Source organism: Achromobacter spanius, assembly GCF_039673305.1.
Lineage (GTDB): Bacteria > Pseudomonadota > Gammaproteobacteria > Burkholderiales > Burkholderiaceae_B > Achromobacter > Achromobacter spanius_F.
In genome coordinates this window covers 1-22,017 of record NZ_JBDJLJ010000078.1, presented here as the reverse complement: position 1 = coordinate 22,017, position 22,017 = coordinate 1, and the positions used below count along the sequence as shown (strand labels likewise).

Annotated in this window: 14 protein-coding genes and 1 pseudogene; 1 reads left to right on the top strand and 14 read right to left on the bottom strand. The window is 56.9% G+C overall.

Translation table 11 applies throughout. From position 1 onward, the window contains the following. Positions 1-166 precede the first annotated feature (166 nt). The 12 genes from ABE485_RS29085 to ABE485_RS29030 all read right to left on the bottom strand — a co-directional run bounded on the left by ABE485_RS29085 (position 167) and on the right by ABE485_RS29030 (position 12,561). Entirely contained in the window at positions 167-808 is a 642-nt protein-coding gene (locus ABE485_RS29085; protein WP_346518724.1) for a tetratricopeptide repeat protein, read from the bottom strand. Positions 809-936: 128 nt separating this feature from the next. Next, the gene (locus tag ABE485_RS29080) at positions 937-1,602 is read right to left on the bottom strand and encodes a hypothetical protein (protein WP_346518723.1); all 666 of its coding nucleotides are present in this window, start codon (positions 1,600-1,602) and stop codon (positions 937-939) included. Between the two features lie 292 nt (positions 1,603-1,894). After that, the gene (locus ABE485_RS29075) at positions 1,895-2,293 is read right to left on the bottom strand and encodes a hypothetical protein (RefSeq protein ID WP_346518722.1); all 399 of its coding nucleotides are present in this window, start codon (positions 2,291-2,293) and stop codon (positions 1,895-1,897) included. Between the two features lie 391 nt (positions 2,294-2,684). Next, positions 2,685-3,065 carry a hypothetical protein gene (locus tag ABE485_RS29070; protein ID WP_346518721.1) on the bottom strand — a complete coding sequence of 127 codons (381 nt, stop codon included), beginning with the start codon at positions 3,063-3,065 and terminating at the stop codon, positions 2,685-2,687. A 182-nt stretch (positions 3,066-3,247) separates the two neighbouring features. Then, positions 3,248-3,631 carry an SCO4402 family protein gene (locus tag ABE485_RS29065; RefSeq protein ID WP_346518720.1) on the bottom strand — a complete coding sequence of 128 codons (384 nt, stop codon included), beginning with the start codon at positions 3,629-3,631 and terminating at the stop codon, positions 3,248-3,250. Positions 3,632-4,185: 554 nt separating this feature from the next. Continuing rightward, complete coding sequence (locus ABE485_RS29060) at positions 4,186-4,623, bottom strand: hypothetical protein (RefSeq protein WP_346518719.1); 438 nt, start codon at positions 4,621-4,623, stop codon at positions 4,186-4,188. A gap of 248 nt (positions 4,624-4,871) precedes the next feature. Beyond that, on the bottom strand, positions 4,872-5,231 hold the full coding sequence (locus tag ABE485_RS29055) for a hypothetical protein (protein WP_346518718.1): 360 nt from the start codon (positions 5,229-5,231) through the stop codon (positions 4,872-4,874). Between the two features lie 168 nt (positions 5,232-5,399). Continuing rightward, a complete protein-coding gene (locus tag ABE485_RS29050; protein WP_346518717.1) occupies positions 5,400-6,122 on the bottom strand; it encodes a hypothetical protein in 723 nt (240 codons plus the stop codon). A gap of 166 nt (positions 6,123-6,288) precedes the next feature. Beyond that, positions 6,289-6,822 (bottom strand): contact-dependent growth inhibition system immunity protein, encoded by a 534-nt coding sequence (locus tag ABE485_RS29045; protein WP_346518716.1) that lies wholly within the window; start codon positions 6,820-6,822, stop codon positions 6,289-6,291. A 325-nt stretch (positions 6,823-7,147) separates the two neighbouring features. Further along, a complete protein-coding gene (locus ABE485_RS29040) occupies positions 7,148-7,684 on the bottom strand; it encodes a DUF2247 family protein (RefSeq protein WP_346518715.1) in 537 nt (178 codons plus the stop codon). Position 7,685: 1 nt separating this feature from the next. Then, positions 7,686-11,549, bottom strand: coding sequence for a hemagglutinin repeat-containing protein (locus ABE485_RS29035; protein ID WP_346518714.1), 3,864 nt, complete (start codon positions 11,547-11,549; stop codon positions 7,686-7,688). A 559-nt stretch (positions 11,550-12,108) separates the two neighbouring features. Then, entirely contained in the window at positions 12,109-12,561 is a 453-nt protein-coding gene (locus ABE485_RS29030) for a hypothetical protein (RefSeq protein ID WP_346518713.1), read from the bottom strand. A gap of 111 nt (positions 12,562-12,672) precedes the next feature. Between ABE485_RS29030 and ABE485_RS29025 the strand changes: the two are divergent. Continuing rightward, positions 12,673-12,960: pseudogene (locus ABE485_RS29025) on the top strand (IS30 family transposase); the annotation flags it as partial. Between the two features lie 154 nt (positions 12,961-13,114). On the opposite strand, the gene ABE485_RS29020 reads toward ABE485_RS29025, so the two are convergent. Together ABE485_RS29020 and ABE485_RS29015 are read right to left on the bottom strand one after the other, a co-directional pair. Continuing rightward, positions 13,115-13,480 carry a hypothetical protein gene (locus ABE485_RS29020; RefSeq protein WP_346518712.1) on the bottom strand — a complete coding sequence of 122 codons (366 nt, stop codon included), beginning with the start codon at positions 13,478-13,480 and terminating at the stop codon, positions 13,115-13,117. A 5-nt stretch (positions 13,481-13,485) separates the two neighbouring features. Next, positions 13,486-21,921, bottom strand: a complete 8,436-nt coding sequence (locus tag ABE485_RS29015) for a hemagglutinin repeat-containing protein (RefSeq protein WP_346518711.1) — start codon at positions 21,919-21,921, stop codon at positions 13,486-13,488. Positions 21,922-22,017 lie beyond the last annotated feature (96 nt).

The window sequence follows — 22,017 nt, the reverse complement described above, 5'->3', positions numbered from 1 at the left end:
CTGGCGCTTGACATCGCTCGGCTTGGCTTCGGGTTTGGATTTATCCATGGGACACCTCCTTCAAGTATTGTCTACTTCTTCGGGTGTCCGGAAAACCCGGGCTAGCTCAGACTACATTTTTTCAACGGCTGCAGGGAGAATGTGCCCTGTCGCGTTAAGTTAATAATCAATTGAATCCAAGCACCTTAGCCTGAGGATACTTCGTCAATAACTCTGCGAATGGCGGTTTCTGAAGGGCCTGGAGGTCTCGCTCGCGGGCGTCTGGTTTGGACTCCCTGATCAAGGAACGTACCTTGTCGATGTCGGCCCGCGCCAATTCCGGCTGCTCCATCCGGTCATAGGCCAGGCTGCGATAGGCGTATGCCCAGACATAATCCGGTTGGTAATTCATGCCTTCGGAAAAGGCTTCTGCAGCGCTCGACCACTGCTGTAGTTCGACCAGCGACCGGCCGAGATGGTAGTAACTCGGCATGCCAGGGGTTGTACCCTTGCCTCTAAGGCCCATGTTGTCCTGGAGCATTTTCCGGAGCAACTCGACCGCCCGCCCCGGTTGCCCGTCATCCCGATAATCGCTGGCAAGTGCGATGATGTCCCAACCTGTGCGTGGAGGGCTCAAGCGCAACGATTCCTCGCGGTCTGCAATGGCATGCGTATAGTCCTTTTCTTGCCGATAAGCGACGGCACGCATTTGCAGCGTCAACGCCCGATAGCCGGCCGGCGCGTCGGGCCAGCTTGAAAGACAAGTGGACAGCTGCCGAATAGCGTAGTCCGGGTCTTCGAACCCTTGGCCGTCCTCGGTGAATTTCAAGGTGGTCGCCTGCTTGCACGGGCTAGCCTGGCTAGTGGGCGACCGATCAGCAAGAGCCGCCCTCGGCGTAACGGCGCAGGCTGAAAGCAGAGCCAGGGGGACAGCTAGCGTTGCTAAGAAGAGCGGCTTCATTGCGGATACTCGGCGTTGGTCAGGTCGGGACGCAGGGCCAGGAGCAGCGTTGGCGTAATTGAACCCTGGAGCGTGCAAAATACGTTGGTCTGGTCGGCGGTGTCACTTTGGAGCATGAGCACGCGCTCGACGCTACCCTTCGGAGTCACCGTACTGGTGCCGAGGCCACTCGGGCGCCATAAATCAGCCGGGTCGCCAACCCTACGAATTTCGGCACGAGCCCATACATCGCCCCCACCGACAAGTTTTCCCGAGGCGGGCAATACGGCATTGATTTTCTTGGCCACGGCTTTGAGGCTGCCTTCCGCCTTGAACCCCCAGAATAGGAAGCCGCCGAAGTCCAAGTCATAGGAAACTTCATCGTGCCACGCGATCAGGCGCAGCCCGTCAACCTCAAGCGGCTCGCTAAAGACCTGGTCCCGCCCCTTCTCCGAGAGCGGGTTGCCAACCGCGAGGGTCGCCGCCTCGCCCCTTTTCTTTATCTCTGCCGCTGTTCCAAACAGATTCGGATTTTCCTTCAGCGCATTAAACAACGACGCATCGCATCGCGCGAACAGGCGGAGCGCGTCGCTTGCCGTTGCGGGCGAACTGCCTGTCGCCAATGCCGAAGAGGAAGCGAGCACGAAAATCGAGGCAAGCAGCGTAGGTACAAATCTGGACATCGGAACTTCCGTAAGGGTGTTGAATGAATGGATCAGGCTCGCTTTGTTGCGGCACTTGACGGTCGTAATGATTAGCGCGCTTGATAAGCCGGCCTCGGCTATTGATCAAGAAGGAACCCTCCGTGCATCTTTACGCGCTTTTCACTCATTTAATTACCACATTAGGCTCGAATTTTCCTGCTTAATCCAAAAATTGGGACTGAAATAAGACTGAAGTCAGGGTTCGCACTACGTTTCCTCAGGTTATGAGGCGCTCCCGCATGAGAATTGCAGTCCGCAACTTTATTCTTCACTAGGATGCAACCAGCTTTCCATCCTCGCCAACCCAAATCAACCCGGGCAGATCGTAAAAGTAGTATGTAAGTTCCAGATCGTTCATATCATTGACCTCCCTAGGCCACTTATTGCGCACGAAATCCATAATTTCAGAAATCGGCGCCCTCCAACGCGCCTCGGGATCTTCTATGGATAGTTTTGGCCAAGAATTTTCCGGAGAGACATAACAATCAGTTCCTGGAACGATAAACATCACTTTGCCATTCTTAAGCATCTTTTCAAGAAGCATAAAAAACGCCTCTTTCTGCTCTTGAAATGTAGAGTTTGGATTCCATCCGCACACAGCAGCAAAGAGGCCTGACACCCATTGCCCAAACGCTGCTCGAACGATTTCATCTTCATGTTCAATATTCACAACCACCTCAGGAATTCTATTTCTAGCCTATCCACGTATCACCGGCGTGCATTGACGACCGGCCAAAAATCGCGAAGATAATATTCCCGAGCGGTGGGATTTTCACTACATAAATTTCTGCCTTACCCGGAATATTCCGAGCGGCCGCGGTTCCGCGCCCCACCCTGAAAGGTCTAGAAAATATCTTTGTATTTCGGCATCAGTAGCTCAAGACAAATTTAAAGGTACAGGGCTACACATTTCGCAACGGATGACGGAAAAATGTAGTCCGCCCCCCTTAAAATACTTGCAACTTCTCCCTCGAGGGATGGCACTACCATCTCTCCGGGAAAACATAGTCTGATACTTTAAATTTTGACTTCTTGACGCGCTCATCTAACTATTCAGAGGTTTAAAGAGAGAAGACGACGCCACAATTCTCAGTTGCGGCATTCGCAAGAAAATCACGGAGCGACCCTAACTCACACAATAAGACGTCTTTGGATATCCAGGAACGCACGGGAATGCGCTCCTCAGTCCAGCGATATATAAACTCAAGATCTCTTACATTGAGCTCCCGCAAACCTCGGACGCGCTGATCTAGCGCATCAATGACCGCACTAACCATAGGAACATCAGCCTCGTCCTCTTCATACTGATCGAACATCGTACCCTGTTTAGAATTTACGTCAGACCAGAACTTTGATGAAAACAGCCATTCAGAGACTGGACTAGAAAGGTGGAACTTCATGCCGCTCTTATCCACCCAAAATACAGATTGCTGCATCTTCATCGCGCGACCTCGTTATTCAACTAGATCCGAATTTTGGAATGTGTTAGAGCATTTCGCTCGCTAAAAAAAGAGTGTCAGACTACATTTTCGGCATCGGCCGCAAGGAAAATGTAGTCTGACACCTTATTTTTCCCGTGGGGACACCTCAGAGCCTGACTTCCTTATATTAGCTCTGAACCGGCTCACTTTTCCAAACAACTCTTAGCATTTGCGGCAGCTTGAATAACTTCTCGCCACTCTGGCTTTTCTATATATTCGCCATCAGTCAGGCCTAAACCATACTTGAAAAATATTAAGTTCAATTTTTCAATCAAAATTTCAATGCAATCAACTTCCTCACGATTCTTGAGAATTGATCCTACAGTGGCTCCAGGATCCTTTGCGAGCTTTGTGTCGTCGTAAAGGAAATGAATCGCGTAATCCAACTCATCATAACCGCCGATGGGGTACTTATGCTCTACCCACGCGCAGTGCTGATAGCACGCATCCGAAAGCCCTCGCAAATAATCTATTAGCTCTCTCCGCATGGAGGGAGATCTTAACTCGTTGAATTCCAATTCTTCCATTTTTTATACTCACCCAACAGTATAGAGCCTGCTCTGAATTTTCCTTGATAGAGCCTTGCAAAAAGGTATCAGACAACATTTTCAGCAGAGATCGCTGAAAAAATTAAGTCTGATACCTTATTTTTTGTGCCTACCTGAGGGGGAGCTTACGGCGACATTTTTCAACTAGTCATTCAACAAGAATGAATACCATGGATGCCCGATCAATTCACGAGGCTCCACAAATCGCATACTTGCGTGCCCATTTACATCGACCAGCGCAGAATTATTCGACTGTTGAGGCTCACTCCATTCAGATTCGCAATCTTCGCATACAACAAAGAGAGAATCGCCCCCTCGATCTGTCGTTACAAGGATTCTTCCCTGCCCACAAACAGGGCAGGTTTCATTCACAACAGCGTAATGCACATACGTCATGACTAAGGAGAGGAAGCCCATTTCCGAAAAAAAGGTGTCGGACTACGTTTTCGGCAGCGGCCGCAAGGAAAATGTGGTCTGACACCTTAAATCCGGCAACGGTCACAATGGATATGCAGTCCGATACTTATTTTCTATTACAACCCAAGATCAACCCGATATTTTTCTTGAATAAATTTAAGGAATTTCTTATTTTCCGTCGGCACGAGCGCATCCCACGTCCGCAAGCCAAGCAGCTCCATATCTTCGATGAAATTCTCCGTCCCAAAAAAATATAGAGAATTCCAGACAACACTTTCATTCAAATTAAAATCTTGAATTGAAGCCCCTCCCAGCAAATAGCGTTCTATATTTACTGGCACTGAAGAGGAAAATAATTCATTCCAATTCATCACTCTAAGCAGCCCATGCTCGGCGCCTGCCTCAAGAAACGCCACGACTTCTCGCTGCCATTCGCGAACGTTATTGCTATCGCGCCCTCCAATATAGGTAAGAAACACGCCATTTGGCGTAAAATCATCGATCCCTGCGTATATTAGTTGACGCTGATAATGCAATCTAAGACAACTATTCATGAACACCTCTCAAAGCGCGGGAACTTAAACTTCGCGTGTTTTCCGGAATTAATTTCCCGGATAACCTCATTGTTTACTTCCACAGTCGCCATCGAATCAGCCGTTGCTGAGGAGGCTTGACCCGCCGGCCTATACGAAATAAAAAAAAAGGTGTCAGACTAAGTTTTCGGCGGCGCCCGCCGGGAAAATTTAGTCTTACACCTTGAATTTTCCACTACCGAGCGCAACCCATAGCTTGCCGTTTGTTTCTAGGGAACGTTCAAAGGGAACATTCCCAAAACATTCCTCAGTGAGAAATGGGGAGCCCCCACGGGCGTCCAGAATTTTTTGCCCTTACCCACTGAAACATATTCGGCCTCGCGCTTATACTCGTTCGGAGGGACATTTTTTTCGTTTACGGTCGAAACGTCACTTACCTCGTCGAGAAATGCCGATGAAGAGATCCCATGGATTTCCCCCCTCAAATATTGATCGGTGAGCAAGGTCCATTCCGAATCGTTTTTCCAAAATATAACGAGAGGAACTTCTCCTCTCACCATTGCTTGGCTAACGGCCTTTGCCTCTTCAGGATTCGACAGTTCAAAACGCGACCACAAGTAGTCGTCCAATTTGAGCCTTCGCGCCTTCCACAATATTCGATCTACATACCACTCTGACTTATTCAATTTTTCACCACTGAAAACGTAATGATGTAGTCACCGTCCGAGAGAAAAAAGGAGTCCGACAAAATTTTCGGCAGAGATCGCTAGGAAAATGTAGTCTGGCATCTTCATTTTTCACTTTCCGTACGCGTCCCTTGGCTCTGCAAACCGAAAGGTTCCAACCTTTTGGCATTGATACGGATACGCTTCGGTGCAGCGCTTCAACATCGTCCGCGCCAGCTTATTCGCGATATCGGCCCCTATTCGTTGTGCCTCCCCCGCCGGTCCGCGGGCGGAGAAATCGCGCAACGAAATCGAATAGTCCGCTTCTGCCCATCCACGATATTCGCCCGACTCTGCGTCATAAAGACGAATATGCAACCCCACGGAAGGCCCGTACTGTTGATAGCCGCCGAACCCATTGGGCTCACCCATTGCGACCACGTACTTGGCGCCGATGACGACAGCGTCCTCTTTCATGGTCAACGGTCTGGCGGTCTTGGGATCCACCTTGCGCAACTTGAAAGCTGCCTTGACTCCAACCGCGTCCATGGCGCCGGGCAGCTGGGCATTCAGCGCTTTGCATACCGCCTCTGCGGCATAGGCCGCCGGATACGTGGTGCGGGCGCCTATCAGACCTATACCGTCGATCTCCTTTTGAAAATCGCAATCTGAGGTGTAGACCAGTACAGGACTGATTGTTTCCTGCGGCTCGGGGTTCGTTGACAACGCCTTGGGGGGCGAGCCCATTATGAATGAGCAACCAGAAGATAGCAGTAAGGCCGCAAAAGCGGCCGCGATTCTGAATTCGAACATAGGATCTTTTGTTTGATCGAACTTTAACTCTGCATCGCGCATTTGGAAGAAGCTGCAACAACGCCCAGAGCTTTTGCTTGATGAACCACACGCGTGCGTACGAATAACTGACGCATATGCGACAGCATGCGGAGTTAACACCTACAGACTGACGTCCTGCTTTACTCTCTTAGTTACCTAACGACTTGAATGCCCAGTTCTCAAGCGTTCAACTGCATCGATCCAAGGCTAGTCTCACCCCAGCCCCTATTTCGCTTGGCGAGGAATCTCCAGAAACAATGACATAAGCGTCTTCAGAAATCCCCTCTCCACTCCACGCTTCGAGCTTTTCGTGGTGGCTAGGCATCATAATTATTTTGCCCAATCGCGCCATAAAAGAACAACTCTTCATATCTTTAAAAATTAGTTTTCTTTGCGTGTAGCCGTAACGCAGTTTTATTGATTCGACCCAATTTGTATACCCCTCACCCAACTTTTTAAGGTCGTAAAGCTCAGCATCAAACGTTGCATCGGGATGAACCCAGACATCAGTTCTCGGACCAGGCAAGACAAACCGACTTTTGGAAAGCGCATTTAACAGCGCTGTACCGATCTCTTCATCAGACGCGGTGGGAGTTAGCCAATGTACAGCACCGCGGTGATCAGCCCGGCAACTTGCATACCCAGAATATGTCTGAATACAGATAAATTTGCTATTTGCCTTTACGTTCGCCCACGCGGTCCGTATCAAGTTATTCGTCATTTAATCACCGTAATAGTCCTTCCGCGAGGTTTAGGCACTACCTGTCGGCTCAATAACGCTTCCAAATTGGCACAAAACTCGTCATTTGCAGTGGGGCTGCCTGCGTTCATCGACCGACTTATTAGCGCTGCCAGAAAACATGGTGTCAGACTAATAGGTTCGGCAACGGCCGCTGGGAAAATGTAGTCTGACACCTTAAATTTTTTATGGAAAACCACAAAAGGTCGGCAATAAAAAATCAACAATATTTTCCGCCACAGCTGCATAGGCACGAAGCCTGCCATCCATGCAATCAACGCAATCGGGATAGAGAATCTCTTAAATACTACACAGCCCCTGCGTCCCCACCATTTCCCGCCCTTAAGTAAGCAGCCATACCTTCCAAGTAGCTATGCCAGTTATAGAAAATCCGTTCCATATTTTGCTGTTGAGAGTGTTCCTCAGGCCTATATCCATCTTGCGGTGGCATATAGCGAACGAAATTTTCCAATTCCTCGGGAAAGTCAAAGTCTTCATAAATCAACTCTACCAACCCCAGCGGATCAGACACGTTATCTTTATTGTCAAACAGCCATTTGAGAGCGATGAAAAGCCATTTCTTTTGCGAATCCAAAGCGTGCGTCGGTCCTTCTTGATCGGCGAGGGAATTCAGCTTCTTTTCAATCTCTTCGACATCAAATTCATCCAAACAAATTATTTCCACCTCCAAAGGATTATCCGAACCGTTTGACACATGAAATTCCGCCACGTATACGATAAACTTCAAATCGACCAGCTTCCGCTCATACCCCCAGACAATATCTCGCCAACACAAATCCACGCAACTGTAAATTAATGGAATTGGAATAACAGGAAAATACATATCACTTTACCTTCGGTGGGCGTTGATTCGGGATCCCATTTATCAGTCCATTCTCGATAAATCTCTGATGAGTCACGTTGCTCGACGGATCAAGAATGTATTCATATATACCCGATTTTCCGTTAAGGCCACCAGGCGTTTGCAATAATATTCTATTTATCCCATCATTACCTTTGATCATGAAAACTTCCCCCAACGCGAGCTGCTCTTTTGTAAGGAAACTCGCTGCAATGTGTGACGTATCACTCTTCAAACTACTACCAACACGATTGGCGGATAATATTCTATCCGCAACGCTATTTATATCTTTTGCGAGGATGTTCTCGCCGACAAGTTTGGCATTGAACTTCTGAAATATCTCCGCCGTTTTCGGTGTGCCGAGTAGCGAGTACGCTACCTCTTTGTCTAAGTTTGCTAGATAACTTGCTGCTCCTCTGACAATTTCGTCATCGGTAATCCCATCGCGCAACTGAACAATCTGGCGATTTATCAGATCCACACTCGAAGGATCATCCTGATAGAACTTCTTCGCCACTTCAAGAGCAAGAATTGCATCATTGATACTCGAAAATTTCGAGCCACAATCAGCACCGCACGGCTTGCCTAGATAAGCCTCAGCCACTGAGACTTTTCGACTTGCATTTTCTCCAGGTGTTTTGACGCCAAAGCGTGCCTGCTGCTCGGGTGTCCACGTACCATCCACATTGCCGTTTAACAGATAGTCCCGTCTCTCCGCGGGACTGGCCGAGAACAATCCGGCCGGCTTGTTGTCAGCAATGTACTGTCGTGCAAACTCATCACTGTTCGCGCTGCCGGCTCGGTCGGCCCGCTCATCAACAATCGCATAACCCGCTGACAGCAGGCGCTGATATGCCTCTTCGAGTGAAATGCTTTGCCCGGTGGCCTCCGCGACGTACTTCTGCATTCCTTCTGCGTTTTCCTTCGCCCACTTTCGTTCGTCGGGATGCAATTGCCGGTTGTACATATCCGCGGCCAGCGCGCTTCCAGCGCCGCTTCCCCCTCCCACGAGTCCGCCAGCCGTCCCTGCAATCACATTCGTAATTACGTTAGCAACAGTGTCCCTAAGTTCGGGCGGCAGCCCGGCGACCGCCATCTGGATCTGTTCCTGCACCAGACTGCTTGCCAGATCGCCCGCAACAGTGCCAGCAATCGCCCCAGCAACATTCCCTCCCCCTAACGCCGCGCCAATACCCGCAACTGCGGCATGCAGCGCAATCGCCCCTGCCTTGCCTTCTCCCCAGAGGTCAGGGTTATCCTTCCTCAAATCCTTCAGCACATCGCCCGCGATCTGCATCCCCAACTGACCAAACGCCTGTTGGAATTCCAGTTGCTCGCGGACCTTGTCCTTGTCGAAGATCTGCCCGATGCTGCCGTTCGCGCCTGCGGTGTCGCGGCTCAGGCCCGCCGTGCTGTCGCGGCCAGTCTCCTTGTCGCCGCGCACTTCGATCGTGCCCGGCGCAATGGCGGCGTAGGTCGTGCCGGAATCGCTGCCGCTGGTGTGACCAAAACTCAACCCAGAGGGACCGAGGCCATTCGCACCGCCCTTGTTGGCAACGTCGAACGCACCCGACATGCCCAGATTCAGGCCAACGGTCGTGGACTTGTATGCGGCCTTGTTCTGCAGATCGGTAAAGCCGAATGTCTCCGTGGACAGCTTGTTCTTGGCTGCCTCCGCGTCGCTGGCGATCACTGCGCCGTCCAGCTGCGTGTGCTTGCCGACGTAGATGTCAAAGCCTCCGGTCCCTGCATATAGGCCGGATTGCTCGATGACGCTGTCGTAGTTCGACTTGGTTTTGCCGATGCTGGCGCCGATATACGCGCTGCCGGTCATGGAGCCAAAGCTGAAGCTGCCGCCTGCGTTGACCTGGCTTTGCTTGGCGTTGTAGCGGTCCGTGTCCTGCTGGCTGGCGATGGTCAGGTTGCGGCCGATGTCGGCACGGATGCTGTCGGCGCGCGCCTGCGCACCCATCAGCACGGTGTCGCGGCCCGAGATCAGCGTCAGGTTGTCGCGGGCGCTGATCTGGGTTTCCTGATAAGTCGTGCCGTTGCCGTTGGCATTGCCTTTGCCCGCGTAGCCACTGGCAAAGATGTTGATGCCACCGCCGCTGCCGCTGTCGGACACGCCGATGCCCACGCCGACCTTCCAGCCGCTGTTTTTGTTGGTCGAGGTTTCTGTTGAGGTCTGCGCCTGGCTCAAGAGGTAGAGGTCATTGGTTGCCGCCAGCAGCACGTTCTTGCCGGTGACGTCGCTCCCGACAATCGACAGGTTCCCGGACCCGGCAACTCCCTTCTCGCCCAGCGCCACGATGGATACGTTGCCCCCCGCCATGATGGACGACCCAAATGCGGTTTCCTGCGTGCGCTTGGTCTCGCTGACGGATTTGCTGGAGCCCAGGCTGATCTGGATCTGGGCACTTGCGGCTTCCTTTTGCGCTGTCGTCGCCTCGGAGCCCTTCGCCGCATCCATCATGCGGTCGGCCTGTACCGCCTGATACGCGGCCTGCCCGACTTTGACAGCCGCCAGACGGCCACTCTTGGCGTCTCCGGCTTGCTTGAGCGTGCCGTGAATCTGCTGCGCCGCGCCCAGCACGCCTCCGGCGATACCAATCGTGAGGCCGGATTGCTTGAACTCGTGATACTCGTGCTGACGGGCTTCGCCCACGCCGGCGACGATCGCGACGTTGCGGCCCGCGATCGAAATATCGCCGTCCTGCGCCAGCACGTTGCTTGCGAACACGCCGACATCGCGGCCCGCATCGATGGTGACGTTGCCGCCGACGCTGCCTACGGTGCTGCTGGAGTAACCGCCGCTCTCGCCCTTCATCCAATCGGTTCGTGCTTGCTTGCTGTAACCGATGTTGAAGCCACCGCCCCCACCCAGTCCCGATTTCGTGACTTTCTCGTATTGGTAGTCCTTGTACGATTCATCCGCGGCCGCGATGGTGATGTCGCGATTGGCCATCAGCAATACGTCGTTGTCGCCGATGACGTTGGATCCCTGGACGGTCAGGTCGCGTCCGGCCATCAGCGCAACGGTATCGCCCATGAAATTGGAACCCTTGGCGACGGCCCAATCACTGGACGTGATGGTGTGCGTCGTCTTCGACGACAAGAACCCGCTGGTCTTGTAGTGGGATTCGTCGTATGCCGAGCCGGTTTGCACGCCGGCGGTCAGGTTGATGTCGCGGCCTGCGCCCACGGCAAGCTGCTGTCCGGCGGACACGTCCGCCGCGCGCGCATTGACGTCCTGGCCCGCAATCAGCGTGACATTGCCGTCTGCGGCGATAGTCGAACCGACCTCGGTGCTGGTGGAAAGGTCATGCCGGTTCTTCTTGTTGCGCACCAGCGATTCGCCGTGGCTTTCTTCCAGCGTGGCCAGGTTGATATCCCGCCCGGCCTGCAGGCGCGCGTCGTCCGTGGCGGTAACCTGCGCCGCCGTCAGGTTGATGTCCCGGCCAGCTTGCATGCTGAGACTGCCGGCGTCCACGCGCGATACGCCGGAGACGTACGAGCCCCAGGTGGCGCCGTGGTTCTCGGACGCCGACGTGGACGTCAGCGCGATGTCTCGGCCCGCCGACAGGGCGACATAGTCGCCCTTGATCAGCGACACCAGGTTGGTCAGGTCTTCGCGCGCGGCCAGGTCGACAACAGAACCCTGGATCAGGCCGCCGGCCTGGTTGACGATGTTGGCGGCGGTCATGACGGTGGCGTCGCGCGCGCCGATGGTGCCGCTGTTGTTGATGTCGCCATCGGCCGCAAGCTTGACGTCGCGGCCGGCCATGAGGGTGCCGTCGCCCTTCAGGTCGCCTTCCTGCACCAGCAGGTAGACCTGCGGCACCAGCACGGTCTCGGTGGTGCCGTCGGGCAGCGTGACAGTCTGCTCGACCAGCCAGACGAGGTCGGTGGTGAGCTGGCGCTGCTGCGCTTCGGTGAGGGCGACGCCAAGCTTGATGCCGTTGTCCAGGGCGAACTGGGCGCCGTTGGCGAGGAGCTGCTTGTACTGGCTGTCGTTGTCGCCGAAGCCTTCCAGGAAGCGCTGGCCGGTGGTGGCCAGGATCTGGTCGGCGACGAGCTTCTGTTCGTAGAAGCCGTCGCCCAGGCGACGGGGTTGGCCGGACGGCGTGAGGAATTTTGCGCCGGCCGGGATCAGGGCGTTCAGGCCGCCGGGGTTGTTGCCCAGGCCGGCGTTGACGGAGCCGGAGGCGCCGCCGCTTCCGACGGGTGCGCCGGGCTGCTGCAGCAGGTCGAACAGGTAGTCGCTGGAGACCGTGGGGCGGTTGCCGACAAAGCGCGGGTCGGTGGCGACGACGTAGGGCGCGTCGAAAGAGGTGTCAGACTACATTTTCGACATCGGCCGCAAAGAAAATGTAGTCTGACACCATATTTTGAAGCAAACCGATGGCCTAGAGCCCACCTCCCAAAACCGATTCCACATGCTTCGCCAAATTCGGCAAGTCCGCGTAAGCTAATGGAGCAAAATCGGGATGATGTTTGGCCATATATTCCTGCGAATTTATTGCACCCCCCCTCGCCTCACTTTCAAGCGTTTGGGAAACAAACTCCGGCTCAATAACCCAATTCACGTCAGGAAAGCTCACCCGCTGGTGGGGAAACATGATCCATTTCACACCACCGTTATAGCTATCAATTGCTTGCTTCAACTTATCAACTAAATGAAGGTCTTCATCTTTAAATCGAATCGACGTATATGGAGGCCTTGCAGAGTTGTCACTCCTGTAAATTGTTCCATTTTTTAACACAAGCTCCACCACGCGCGACTGAAATTTACTCCATTCAAGATCCGCAAACTTTCTTATTACATTGCACAACTCATCGCCATCAGCAAGTTTATTCACATAACCTCCTATTTAAGTACCGACATATTAACGCCGCCTGCAATAAAAAAAGGTGTCAGACTACATTTTCGGCAGCGGCCGCAAGGATAATGTAGTCTGACACCTTAAATTCTGAGAAAGAGCCTGACATGGGACCGAGGGGTCGAGTTGTCAGCACACAGATGTTTTAGTATGGACACCCATATGGCCGTTTACTTCTGCGATCCGGGCTGCCCTTGGCAACGGCGCACCAACGAAAATACGAACGGCCTATTGCGCCAGTACTTCCCAAAAAGAACGGGTTTGGCAAGTTATGCGCAGCGGGACCTTGACGAAGTCGCTGCCAAGCTAAACGCCCTCCCCAGAAAGACGTTGGGGTTCAAGACTCCAGCTGAAGCGTTGGACGACATGTTGCACTGACCGTCTAAATCCACACCACAGCGACGCTTCTATGGGGGGCTTACCATGTGCAATACGACGAGCTTCTGTTCGTAGAGCCATCCACTCGCTGAAATTCCAGCATTTACGCTCTGGGAATAATATTAATTCACCTCTTTTGACCCAGTATTATTATTTATGAAGACCCCCTATATCTGGAGTCCTCCCTCATAATCCTTAGAACTTCGGACCAATTCCACAAAATTCCTGGAATATGACTTTCAGGAACCATCCCACCTCTTTCTGAAAGAGGAAAATCTTCCATCGCCCTCTTGCAATAAGAGTAAAACAGGTTGAAGCAACGTACATCCACATAGTCCAAAACGATGAAACTCTGTCCCTGCTCATCAAGAGGCGCATATATTTTGTTCAGGCAACATATCTCATCATGCTTGAATAATTTCCTTGTAGCCTCAACAATGCAGTCGAACACTCCTTCAGAAACGGACCAACCTGCACCAGGCGGCCCGCCGCCTTCGCCAACAGAAATAAGCATCGCCATTGAAGTCACCTCAAAATAATAATTTTGCCCTGTTGCTCAGGAGTGAGCGTCTTAATCCATGAATTAACCATACTCTGGTTTACTGAATTTAAATTTCTATAATCCAGAGGAACAATATCAGCCTTCTCAACATGAAGAATCAATTGCCGTTGATTCTGCAAGGAATTATTGTAAAAGAACTGATTTATCTGGTCGGACTTGGCAGCATCAGTCCACATGAAATCCACTGTTTTTCCTGCGTAGGGGCCATCAATAAACACGAAATCAGGGTTCTTCTGACCTTGTATTGGCTCTGTCCTCTTCAAGGTTCCACCTAAAGTTTTCTCTAGTTGGGCTGCTGCCTGACCTTCATGCAGAGCAACCTTCCCTTTGTCCGGATCAAAACCCAGTTCCTGAATACGGCCCGTGTTATTGGAAGCAACGGGCTTAATCGCATTCACGCCTGTATCGGCATCTTTAAAAACAGGAGTCGGTTCACGCCCGGCATTGGCAGGTCCTTTTGGAATACGACCCGCGCCTTCCCCTCCCCTACTCGCAACTTTGGCCCCAACCTTCTCAGCAATTATCGCCCCGCTTCTGGTCGCACCCGCTACGACCGACACAAGGGCGGCAACGTCGAGGAGCAACTTGCCACCTTCCAGCCCCGCATTAAACGCCCCTCCAGCACCTGCCCGCTGGTATTCCTCTTGCATTCGAGTAATGCGTTCTATATATGACTGCTTCTCCGCCTCGGCGATTGTGCCGAGCACATCATCACTGCTGAATAGTTCCTTCAACGCAGCATAGGTTTCCAAAGGGCTCGCGCCAATCGTCACAAGACCTTTCGCGAGGTCGTACAAACTTGCTGGGACCGCTGCCACCACGCCGGTGTAGTAACTGACGTCCTGCCCATGGTGAATTGCCTCCCATTTGACTTCCACCATGACCGTGCAGGCAAAGGATTTGCAATCCAGAATCTCCTGAGCTTTCTGCTTGCCCTGCGCCGAGCTGAGGTAGTTGTTCTCACCTTCTATTTGCGCAGCGAGTTGTGCGGGCAGCGCTGCGGAAGGATCGACCGCTGCAGCAATACCGGCGACGATACTGCTGACCAAATCAAGACGGGCCTGTCGGTCTGACGGCGATAGTTCCTTATTCTGGTCATCCTTCAGGCTATCGAGCAGCTTGTTCAGCACAACACTCGAAAGCGCGCCTGCCCCACCTGCGCCGCACGATGCTCCTTGCGCTGCTGACCCTGCGCAGCCTAGAACGGCGTGCAAAGCCGTATGCCCAATCGAACCTTCTCCACCCAACTGCTGGCTCAGCGCTTTAATCTGCGCTGCACCCATGCCTTGGAGATAGTTGACCGCAGCGGCTTGCACAAACTGTTCTGTTCCGCCAGTAACGTTGCCGGCCGCTGCACCGAGAATGGCGGTAACCCAAAGGCGATACGTTCCCCCTGGCCCCCAAGTGCTATCCAGCTTGTAGTATTCCTTTATCGCCTCAAGCCTCTCTGCTTCGGAAAGGCTACTGTCTTCGGAACGCGCCCTCAGCGCATCCGCCTCATTCGCCCGATTCGTCAGGAACTGGCCCATCTGCCGACTAGCCTCCCCGACAATCTCAAACCCCGTCCGAATCTCCTTCTCATCAAATATCGGATCCAGGCTGTTCAGCGTGTCCTTGGTGTCACGGTTCAATCCGGCGATCACTTCGGCCACGGTTTGCCCCGTCAGCGCTTTCTGCCCCGCCTGGTCACGGATGACGATCGTGCCGCCGCTGATCCCGCTGAGCGTGGTGGAACTGGCCTCTCCGCTGGCTCCCGCCACCACCGGCACACCCATGCTCACGCCGTTCGAGCTTGGAAGGTTTGAGTTTGGCGTGGCCTTGCTTCCGCCCGCGACCTCGCCCTTGCCGTCGGTGCCGATGTTGCTCTTGTTCTTGCCGTCGTCCTTGCCGCCGCCAAAGCTCACGCCACCGCCCAGTTGGATGGACTGGCCTTCGTAGCTGGCGCGGTTCTCGATGTCGCGGCTGGTGAGGGTGCCGGTGATCAGGACGTTCTTGCCGTCGGCGACCGCCTTGTCGCTGCTGGCGATGACGCCTCCGATCAGGCCGGTGTTCTTGGCGACATCGAGTTGGAAGCCGCCATCGCCCGCCCACAGGCCGGACTGCTCCGTGACGCTGGCGTATTGGCTGTTGATCTTGGTGTTGCCGTAGTTGCCGCTGACCGAGCTTGCGCCGTAGCAGATGGGCGGAATGCACAGGCTTACCTGCACGCCCACGCTACGGTCGCGCGCCGTGTAGTTGCTGATGTCCTGCAGGCTCTCGATGACGAGGTCACCGCCCACCGTGGCCAGGATCCGGTCGGCGCTCGCTTGCGCGCCGCGCAGGACCGTGTCGCCGCCGGAGTTCATGGTCAGCACGTTGCCGGCCTGCACGTGCGTGTTGTTCCACGTCACATCCTCGCCATTGCTTTTGCTCTTGCTGCCACCCGCACCCAGGTTGATGCTGAAGCCGTTCTGGGTTCCCCCAATCGAGAAGCCCACGCCAATGCTGGCGCTGCTGCTCTTGCCGTCGGTCTTTTGGCTGGCGGTGTTCTGCTGGGCGGTAAGCAGGATGTCGCCTTGCGCATCCAGGACAATGTTGCGGCCCGCGGCAAGGTCAGATCCCGACACGATGATGTCGGACTGGTCGCCCTTGCCGGCGGCGATGATCATCATGTCGCGGCCCGCTGAAATGGCTGCGCCGCTTGCGGTACTGCTTTGGCCGCTGCTCGTCTGGCTGGCGCTGCTGGCGCCCAGGTCGATGTTGATGTTGATGCCGCCGACCTTGGCGGGGTCTTTGGCCACAGCGTCGAAAGCGTTTTTGGCCGCCAGGCCTGCCGCGACTGCTGCGATGGCCTGCAGGCGGCCATTGTTGGTCTCCTGCGCGGCCTCGCGCATGCGGTTGGTGCTCTGCACGGCGCTGACGACCGGATTGCTGGCGCTGATGGTTACGCCGATCTGGCTGGTCTCCTGGAACTGGCGATAGACGCTGGTGTCGTAGCTGCCTTCGATGGCGACTGACTGGCCGACCATGAGGAGATCGCGGCCTGCGCGGATATCGCTTCCACGCACCAGTACGTCCTCCATGGCGACGATCGAGACGTCGCCCAGATGGCTGGTAATGGTGCTGCCGGCTGCGCTTGGCGTGCTGCTGTGCTCATTCAGGCTGCCGCTGCTGCTGCGCACCCCAACGGAAAAGCCGCTCCCCTCACGACCCAGATCACCCACCGTCTTGCTGCTGTAGCTGCTGCTGTGGTCGCGCGTCGCGCTGCCCGTATCGATGACGATCGAGCCGCGGTTGGCCAAAAGGCCCACGTTGTTAATGGCGTCGATGGCCGATCCGGCGATGCGTATGTCGCCGTCACGGCTGTTCAGATGAACGCTGTTGCCGGTGATGAGCGATGACGTCTGCCACGTGCCGGAGGACAATTCATCGGACTGCGCCGATTCGCTGCCGTAGGGGAACATCTTGACGCCGCTGGAATTTGGCCCGCCATCGATCGCGCGTCCGATGTCGCCCAGGCTCATGCTGCCTATCGAGAAGCTGGTGCTCTTGCTCGATTCCTCGCTGGTCTGATTTTGACGATTGTCGGAACCGACGACGTCGATGTTGCGCTGGGCATCCAGTACGACACCGCCCTGGGCGCGCAGGCTGGAGCCGGAAATCAGCACGTCGCCATCCAGCGCCCGGCCCGAGGCATCGCGCGAGCCGTTGCCGGTCGCACGAATCAGGATATCGCCCGCGGCGCTCAGCGAGGAACCACTGCTTACCTGGCTGTACGAGTCGAACGAGCCGCTGCTCTTGCTGCTGCTGTACGACAGCGAGACCCCGGGCGTCGTGGCCCCGCTGTGGCCGAGTTCTTGCGCCTTGGATTTGGCGGAACCGGCGGCGGACAGGTTCTTGACGGTGTCCATCAAGGTGCCGACTACGGAAACTCCGAAGCCGCTTTCCTTGAGCGAGTATTCGCTGTGGGTATTTTCGACATCGCGACCTGCCACGATGGCGACGTTCTCGCCCTGGATATCGATGTTGCCCGTCTTTCCCGCGATGCCACCCGCGGCCTTGCCCGCTACGACGTCGCTGCCCGCAATCAGGACGTCCCGGCCAGCCGTCATGATGACGTTTCCGCCCGAGGTTCCCAGGAGACTGCGCGCGTCGCTCTGCGTGATTCCGTCGACAGTCTGCAGAGTCTTGGAATCGCTGCTCTTGTACGAAATGCCAAAGCCGCCGGTGGACAGGCCGCTTTTCTTCACCCGTTCGTAGTGGCTTTCTCCATAGGTGTTGGTTCCCGCCGTCACCGACAGATCGCGGCCCGCATCGACGATGAGATCCTTGCTGGCAAGAATCTGCGAGGCGTTGAGCGAGAAGTCCCTGCCCGCCTGGAAAACCGCATCCGTCCCGCTGAAGGTCGATCCTTGCGCTTGGGTCCAGGCCATCGAGTCGGCCTGATGTGTGGTCTTGCTGGAGAGAAATCCACGGGTTTTGTAATACACCTCGTCGCGGGCAGAAGCCGAGGCTTCTCCAGCTCCGATATTGATGTCGCGGCCTGCTGCAACGCCCAACTGATTGCCGGCCATGACATCCGCTGCACGAGCGTTGAAGTCCTGTCCCGCAATCAGCGTGAGATTGCCGTCAGCGGCAATGACCGTCCCGATTTCGCTGCTGGTGCTCAGATCGTGGCGGTTCTTGCTATTGCGCACAAGCGATTCGTTATGGCTCTGCGTAAGCGTGGCAAGATTGATATCCCGGCCCGCCTGCAGGCGGGCGTCTTCCTTGGCGGTAACTTGCGCCGCAGCCAGGTTGATGTCGCGGCCGGCCTGCATGCTGAGGTTGCCCGCGTCCACGCGCGATACGCCGGAGATATACGAGCCCGACGTCGCGCCATAGTTCTCGGACGCCGATGTTGAAGTCAGCGCGATATCGCGGCCCGCCGACAGCGCGACGTTGTCGCCCTTGATCAGCGACACCAGATTGATCAGATCCTCACGCGCGGCCAGGTCGACAACAGAACCCTGGATCAGGCCTCCGGCCTGGTTGACGATGTTGGCGGCGGTCATGACGGTGGCGTCGCGCGCGCCGATGGTGCCGCTGTTGTTGATGTCGCCGTCGGCCGCAAGCTTGACGTCGCGGCCGGCCATGAGGGTGCCGTCGCCCTTCAGGTCGCCTTCCTGCACCAGCAGGTAGACCTGCGGGACCAGCACGGTCTCGGTGGTGCCGTCGGGCAGCGTGACGGTCTGCTCGACCAGCCAGACGAGGTCGGTGGTGAGCTGGCGCTGCTGCGCTTCGGTGAGTGCGACGCCCAGCTTGATGCCGTTGTCCAGCGCGAACTGGGCGCCGTTGGCGAGCAGTTGCTTGTACTGGCTGTCGTTGTCGCCAAAGCCTTCCAGGAAGCGCTGGCCGGTGGTGGCCAGGATCTGGTCGGCGACGAGCTTTTGTTCGTAGAAGCCGTCGCCCAGGCGACGGGGTTGGCCGGATGGCGTGAGGAATTTTGCGCCGGCCGGGATCAGGGCGTTCTGGCCGCCGGGGTTGTTGCCCAGGCCGGCGTTGACGGATCCGGAGGCGCCTGCGTTGCCGACGGGCGCGCCGGGCTGCTGCAACAGGCCAAGCAGGTAGTCGCTGGAGACGGTGGGGCGGTTGCCGACAAAGCGCGGGTCGGTGGCGACGACGTAGGGCGCGTCGGGCGTGCCTTTGACGGCGAAGAGTTGGCTGTCGGGAATGGTGGCCGGGTTGGAGACCGTGCGCACGACGCTTCCATCAGGCAGGCCGAGGCTGGCAATCAGTACCGGGCCGGGTGCGGTAGCGCCGCTGGCGCCGGGAGCGCCTCCGGTGAGCGAGACCGAAGCGTTTCCGCCGGAGGTGCCAACGGGAAGGTCAATGGCTTCCGCGACAAGGGTACGGTCGTAGGATTCCGAGTATTCCTTGCGATCGCTGTCTCGGGCCTGAGTGACAGTGGCGGTTCCGACGCGTTTGACGACGCGCTGGCCACCTGCGCCGATATTGTTGATGGCTGGACCGCTTACGGAGAGCGTGCCGCCTGCCGCAATCTGGCTCTTGTCATTGGTGACGGTCCCGACAAGCGTCATCGAGCCGCCTGAAAGAATCTTGCCGGGATCGGAAGAAACTGTGCGCGTTTCGGTGACAGTCTCTTCGACCTCGTAATAGGTGAAGGTTCCGACCAGCCGCGTACGGAAGTCCGCGTTGAATTCCCGAATGCGTGCATCCAGTTCCATGAATGACGCCATGTGGGCGGCATGCGCTTCCTGATAAGCACGACGCTGGGCCGCTTCCTCAACGCATCGGGGCTGATTGCCGAAGCAAGGTGTTTCCGGCTCCACCCATTCTGGGAGCGGTGCCGGAGGCGTCACCCCAAAAACGGACCAGACGCGCGAATCGAGGCTATAAACGAATTTTTCAGGATTGTCCCAGCAGACGTCCGCGGCATCTCCGCCGCTGCACCCACTGCTGGCGGGGACATACGGCAAGGTGATCGGCGTACTGACGCCCGCCTTGCCTCGACCACCGAGCGAGTAGTCGAACGGCGGACCGTAGCGCTCGTACGGATACTTGGTGGAAGGGAGCAGGAATCTGCGCTCGGGATCATCATCCAGCCAATCAGGAGTCTTGCCGCAAAGCGCCGTGACTTCATCGCAAAGCCAATGATCGGCCGAATCGTACATATCGGTCGTGCCGGCGGGCGTGTAGTAGATTTTGCGCGCAGACGAAACCTGTACCAGCTCGCTCGCATAGCTGGTGTTTTGGTTGACGAGCGACGCCGCCGAAATCGCCGCATTCCCCGCCGCCTCGATCGTCGCCGACGCGTTCAGCAGCGACACGGCCTGGCCGATGGCTTTGCGGTTGGCGCCCAGCGCGCCGCCGATGCGCAGGTCGGCGCCCGCGTAGATCAGCGCGTGGTCGCGATTCACCAGCGATCCCACGCCCAGGTCCAGGTCGCCGCGCGAGGCGATGACGGCGCCGCCGCCCGGGCCCGCGCCGTTGACCAGTTCACCCGCGCGGATCGAGATGGTGTTGCCGTAGATGCGCCCGAAGTTGTCGACGCGGCCGGCGTTGATGTTGGTCGCGCCGCCGTCGATGAGGCCCGAGTTGGTCAGGCCGTTGGTGACGTTGATGGTGTTGTTGCGCCCGGCCAGCAGCTCGCCGCTGGCCTGGTTGTTGAGCGAGGCGGCCGTGATGGTCAGGTCGCGGCCGGCGCTGACGGTGGCGCTGTTGTCCATGGCGCCGCCGACGGACATGCTCAGGTCGCGGCCGGCGGCGATGTCGCCGGTCTGGTTGAGCGAGCCCGTGTAGGTGAAGGACAGGTCCTGTGCGGATTGCAGGGCGCCCAGGCCTTGCAGGGCCTGGATCATGATGGCGAGGCGTTCGCCGGCCATCACCTTGCCCTGGCTGTTCTTGAGCAGCGCGGCGTCTATCGTCGCATAGCGCTGGGCGGCGACTTCGCCGCCGGCGTTGTCCAGTTCCCCGGTGGTGATCGTGAGGTCCTGGCCGGCGCTGAGGGAGCCGCCCTGGTTGTTGACGCGGTCGGCAACGATGGTGACCAGCTTGCCCAGCACGCCCTTGGGCGGGGCGGAAGCGGCGGTCAGCGTGGCGCTGTTGTCCAGGCTGGCGGCGTTCAGGGTCAGGGTTTCGTCGGCCTGGATCAGGCCGCCGCGGTTGTCGACGGCGCCGGCCGAGGCCAGGGTCAGGTCCCCGCCCGCCAGCGTGCCGGCGGCGTTGCCGACGCGGGCCGCTTCGATCTGCACATTGCCGGCGGCGGCGATCAGTCCGGTGGTGTTGTCGAGTTCGTCGCCCAGTGTTAGCACGGCGTCGCCGGCGGACGTCAGCTTGCCGCCCTGGTTGCGCAGGTTGGCGGCGGAGATGTCGAGGCTGCCGCCGTGCAGTACGGCGTTGCGCGTGGCGATGTCGCCGGGCGAGGTCAGCGCGAGTTTGCCGATGGACGACAGGTTGCCGGCGGACAGGTCCATGCCGCCCGCGGACAGGGTCATATCCTTGCCGGCCGCGCTGATGCCCGGGTGGGTGATGAAGGCGGCGGTCAGCTTGACGCTGCCCGGCAGGCTGAGCGCGCCGTCTTCGCCAACGCCCGCGATGAAGCGGCCGGCGTTGCTGAGCGCGCCCGATGCGGTGGCATTGACGTCGCCGCCCGCCAGCACCGAACCGGTGTTGTCGAGGGTGGTTCCCGCCAGCAACGTGGCCGCGCCCGCGGCCGACAGGATGCCGGCGTTCTGCAGCGCGCCGCCTGCCTGCAGGTCGATGGCGTCGGCGGCCTGGATGCGGGCGTCGGCGGTGGTCGTCAGATTCCGGTTGGCGGTGACGGTGACGTTGCCGGCCTGCGCGGCGGCGATGCCGCCCAGCGTGGCGTCCGTGCCCGCGCGCAGCGTCAGGCCTTGCCCGGCGGCGGCCGATCCCAAGGCCTGCAGCGCGCCGCCGGCGGTGGCGGCCAGCGCCCCGCCCGCCTGCTGGTTCGATGCGGCGCCCAGGACCAGATTGCCCCGCAGCGTTTCCAG

Bases quoted from the DNA above. Each gene is read 5' to 3' on its own strand.
- ABE485_RS29080 (WP_346518723.1), bottom strand. From the start codon at position 1,602: ATGTCCAGATTTGTACCTACGCTGCTTGCCTCGATTTTCGTGCTCGCT.
- ABE485_RS29040 (WP_346518715.1), bottom strand. From the start codon at position 7,684: ATGTATTTTCCTGTTATTCCAATTCCATTAATTTACAGTTGCGTGGAT.
- ABE485_RS29065 (WP_346518720.1), bottom strand. From the start codon at position 3,631: ATGGAAGAATTGGAATTCAACGAGTTAAGATCTCCCTCCATGCGGAGA.
- ABE485_RS29070 (WP_346518721.1), bottom strand. From the start codon at position 3,065: ATGAAGATGCAGCAATCTGTATTTTGGGTGGATAAGAGCGGCATGAAG.
- ABE485_RS29045 (WP_346518716.1), bottom strand. From the start codon at position 6,822: ATGACGAATAACTTGATACGGACCGCGTGGGCGAACGTAAAGGCAAAT.
- ABE485_RS29020 (WP_346518712.1), bottom strand. From the start codon at position 13,480: ATGGCGATGCTTATTTCTGTTGGCGAAGGCGGCGGGCCGCCTGGTGCA.
- ABE485_RS29050 (WP_346518717.1), bottom strand. From the start codon at position 6,122: ATGCGCGATGCAGAGTTAAAGTTCGATCAAACAAAAGATCCTATGTTC.
- ABE485_RS29060 (WP_346518719.1), bottom strand. From the start codon at position 4,623: ATGAATAGTTGTCTTAGATTGCATTATCAGCGTCAACTAATATACGCA.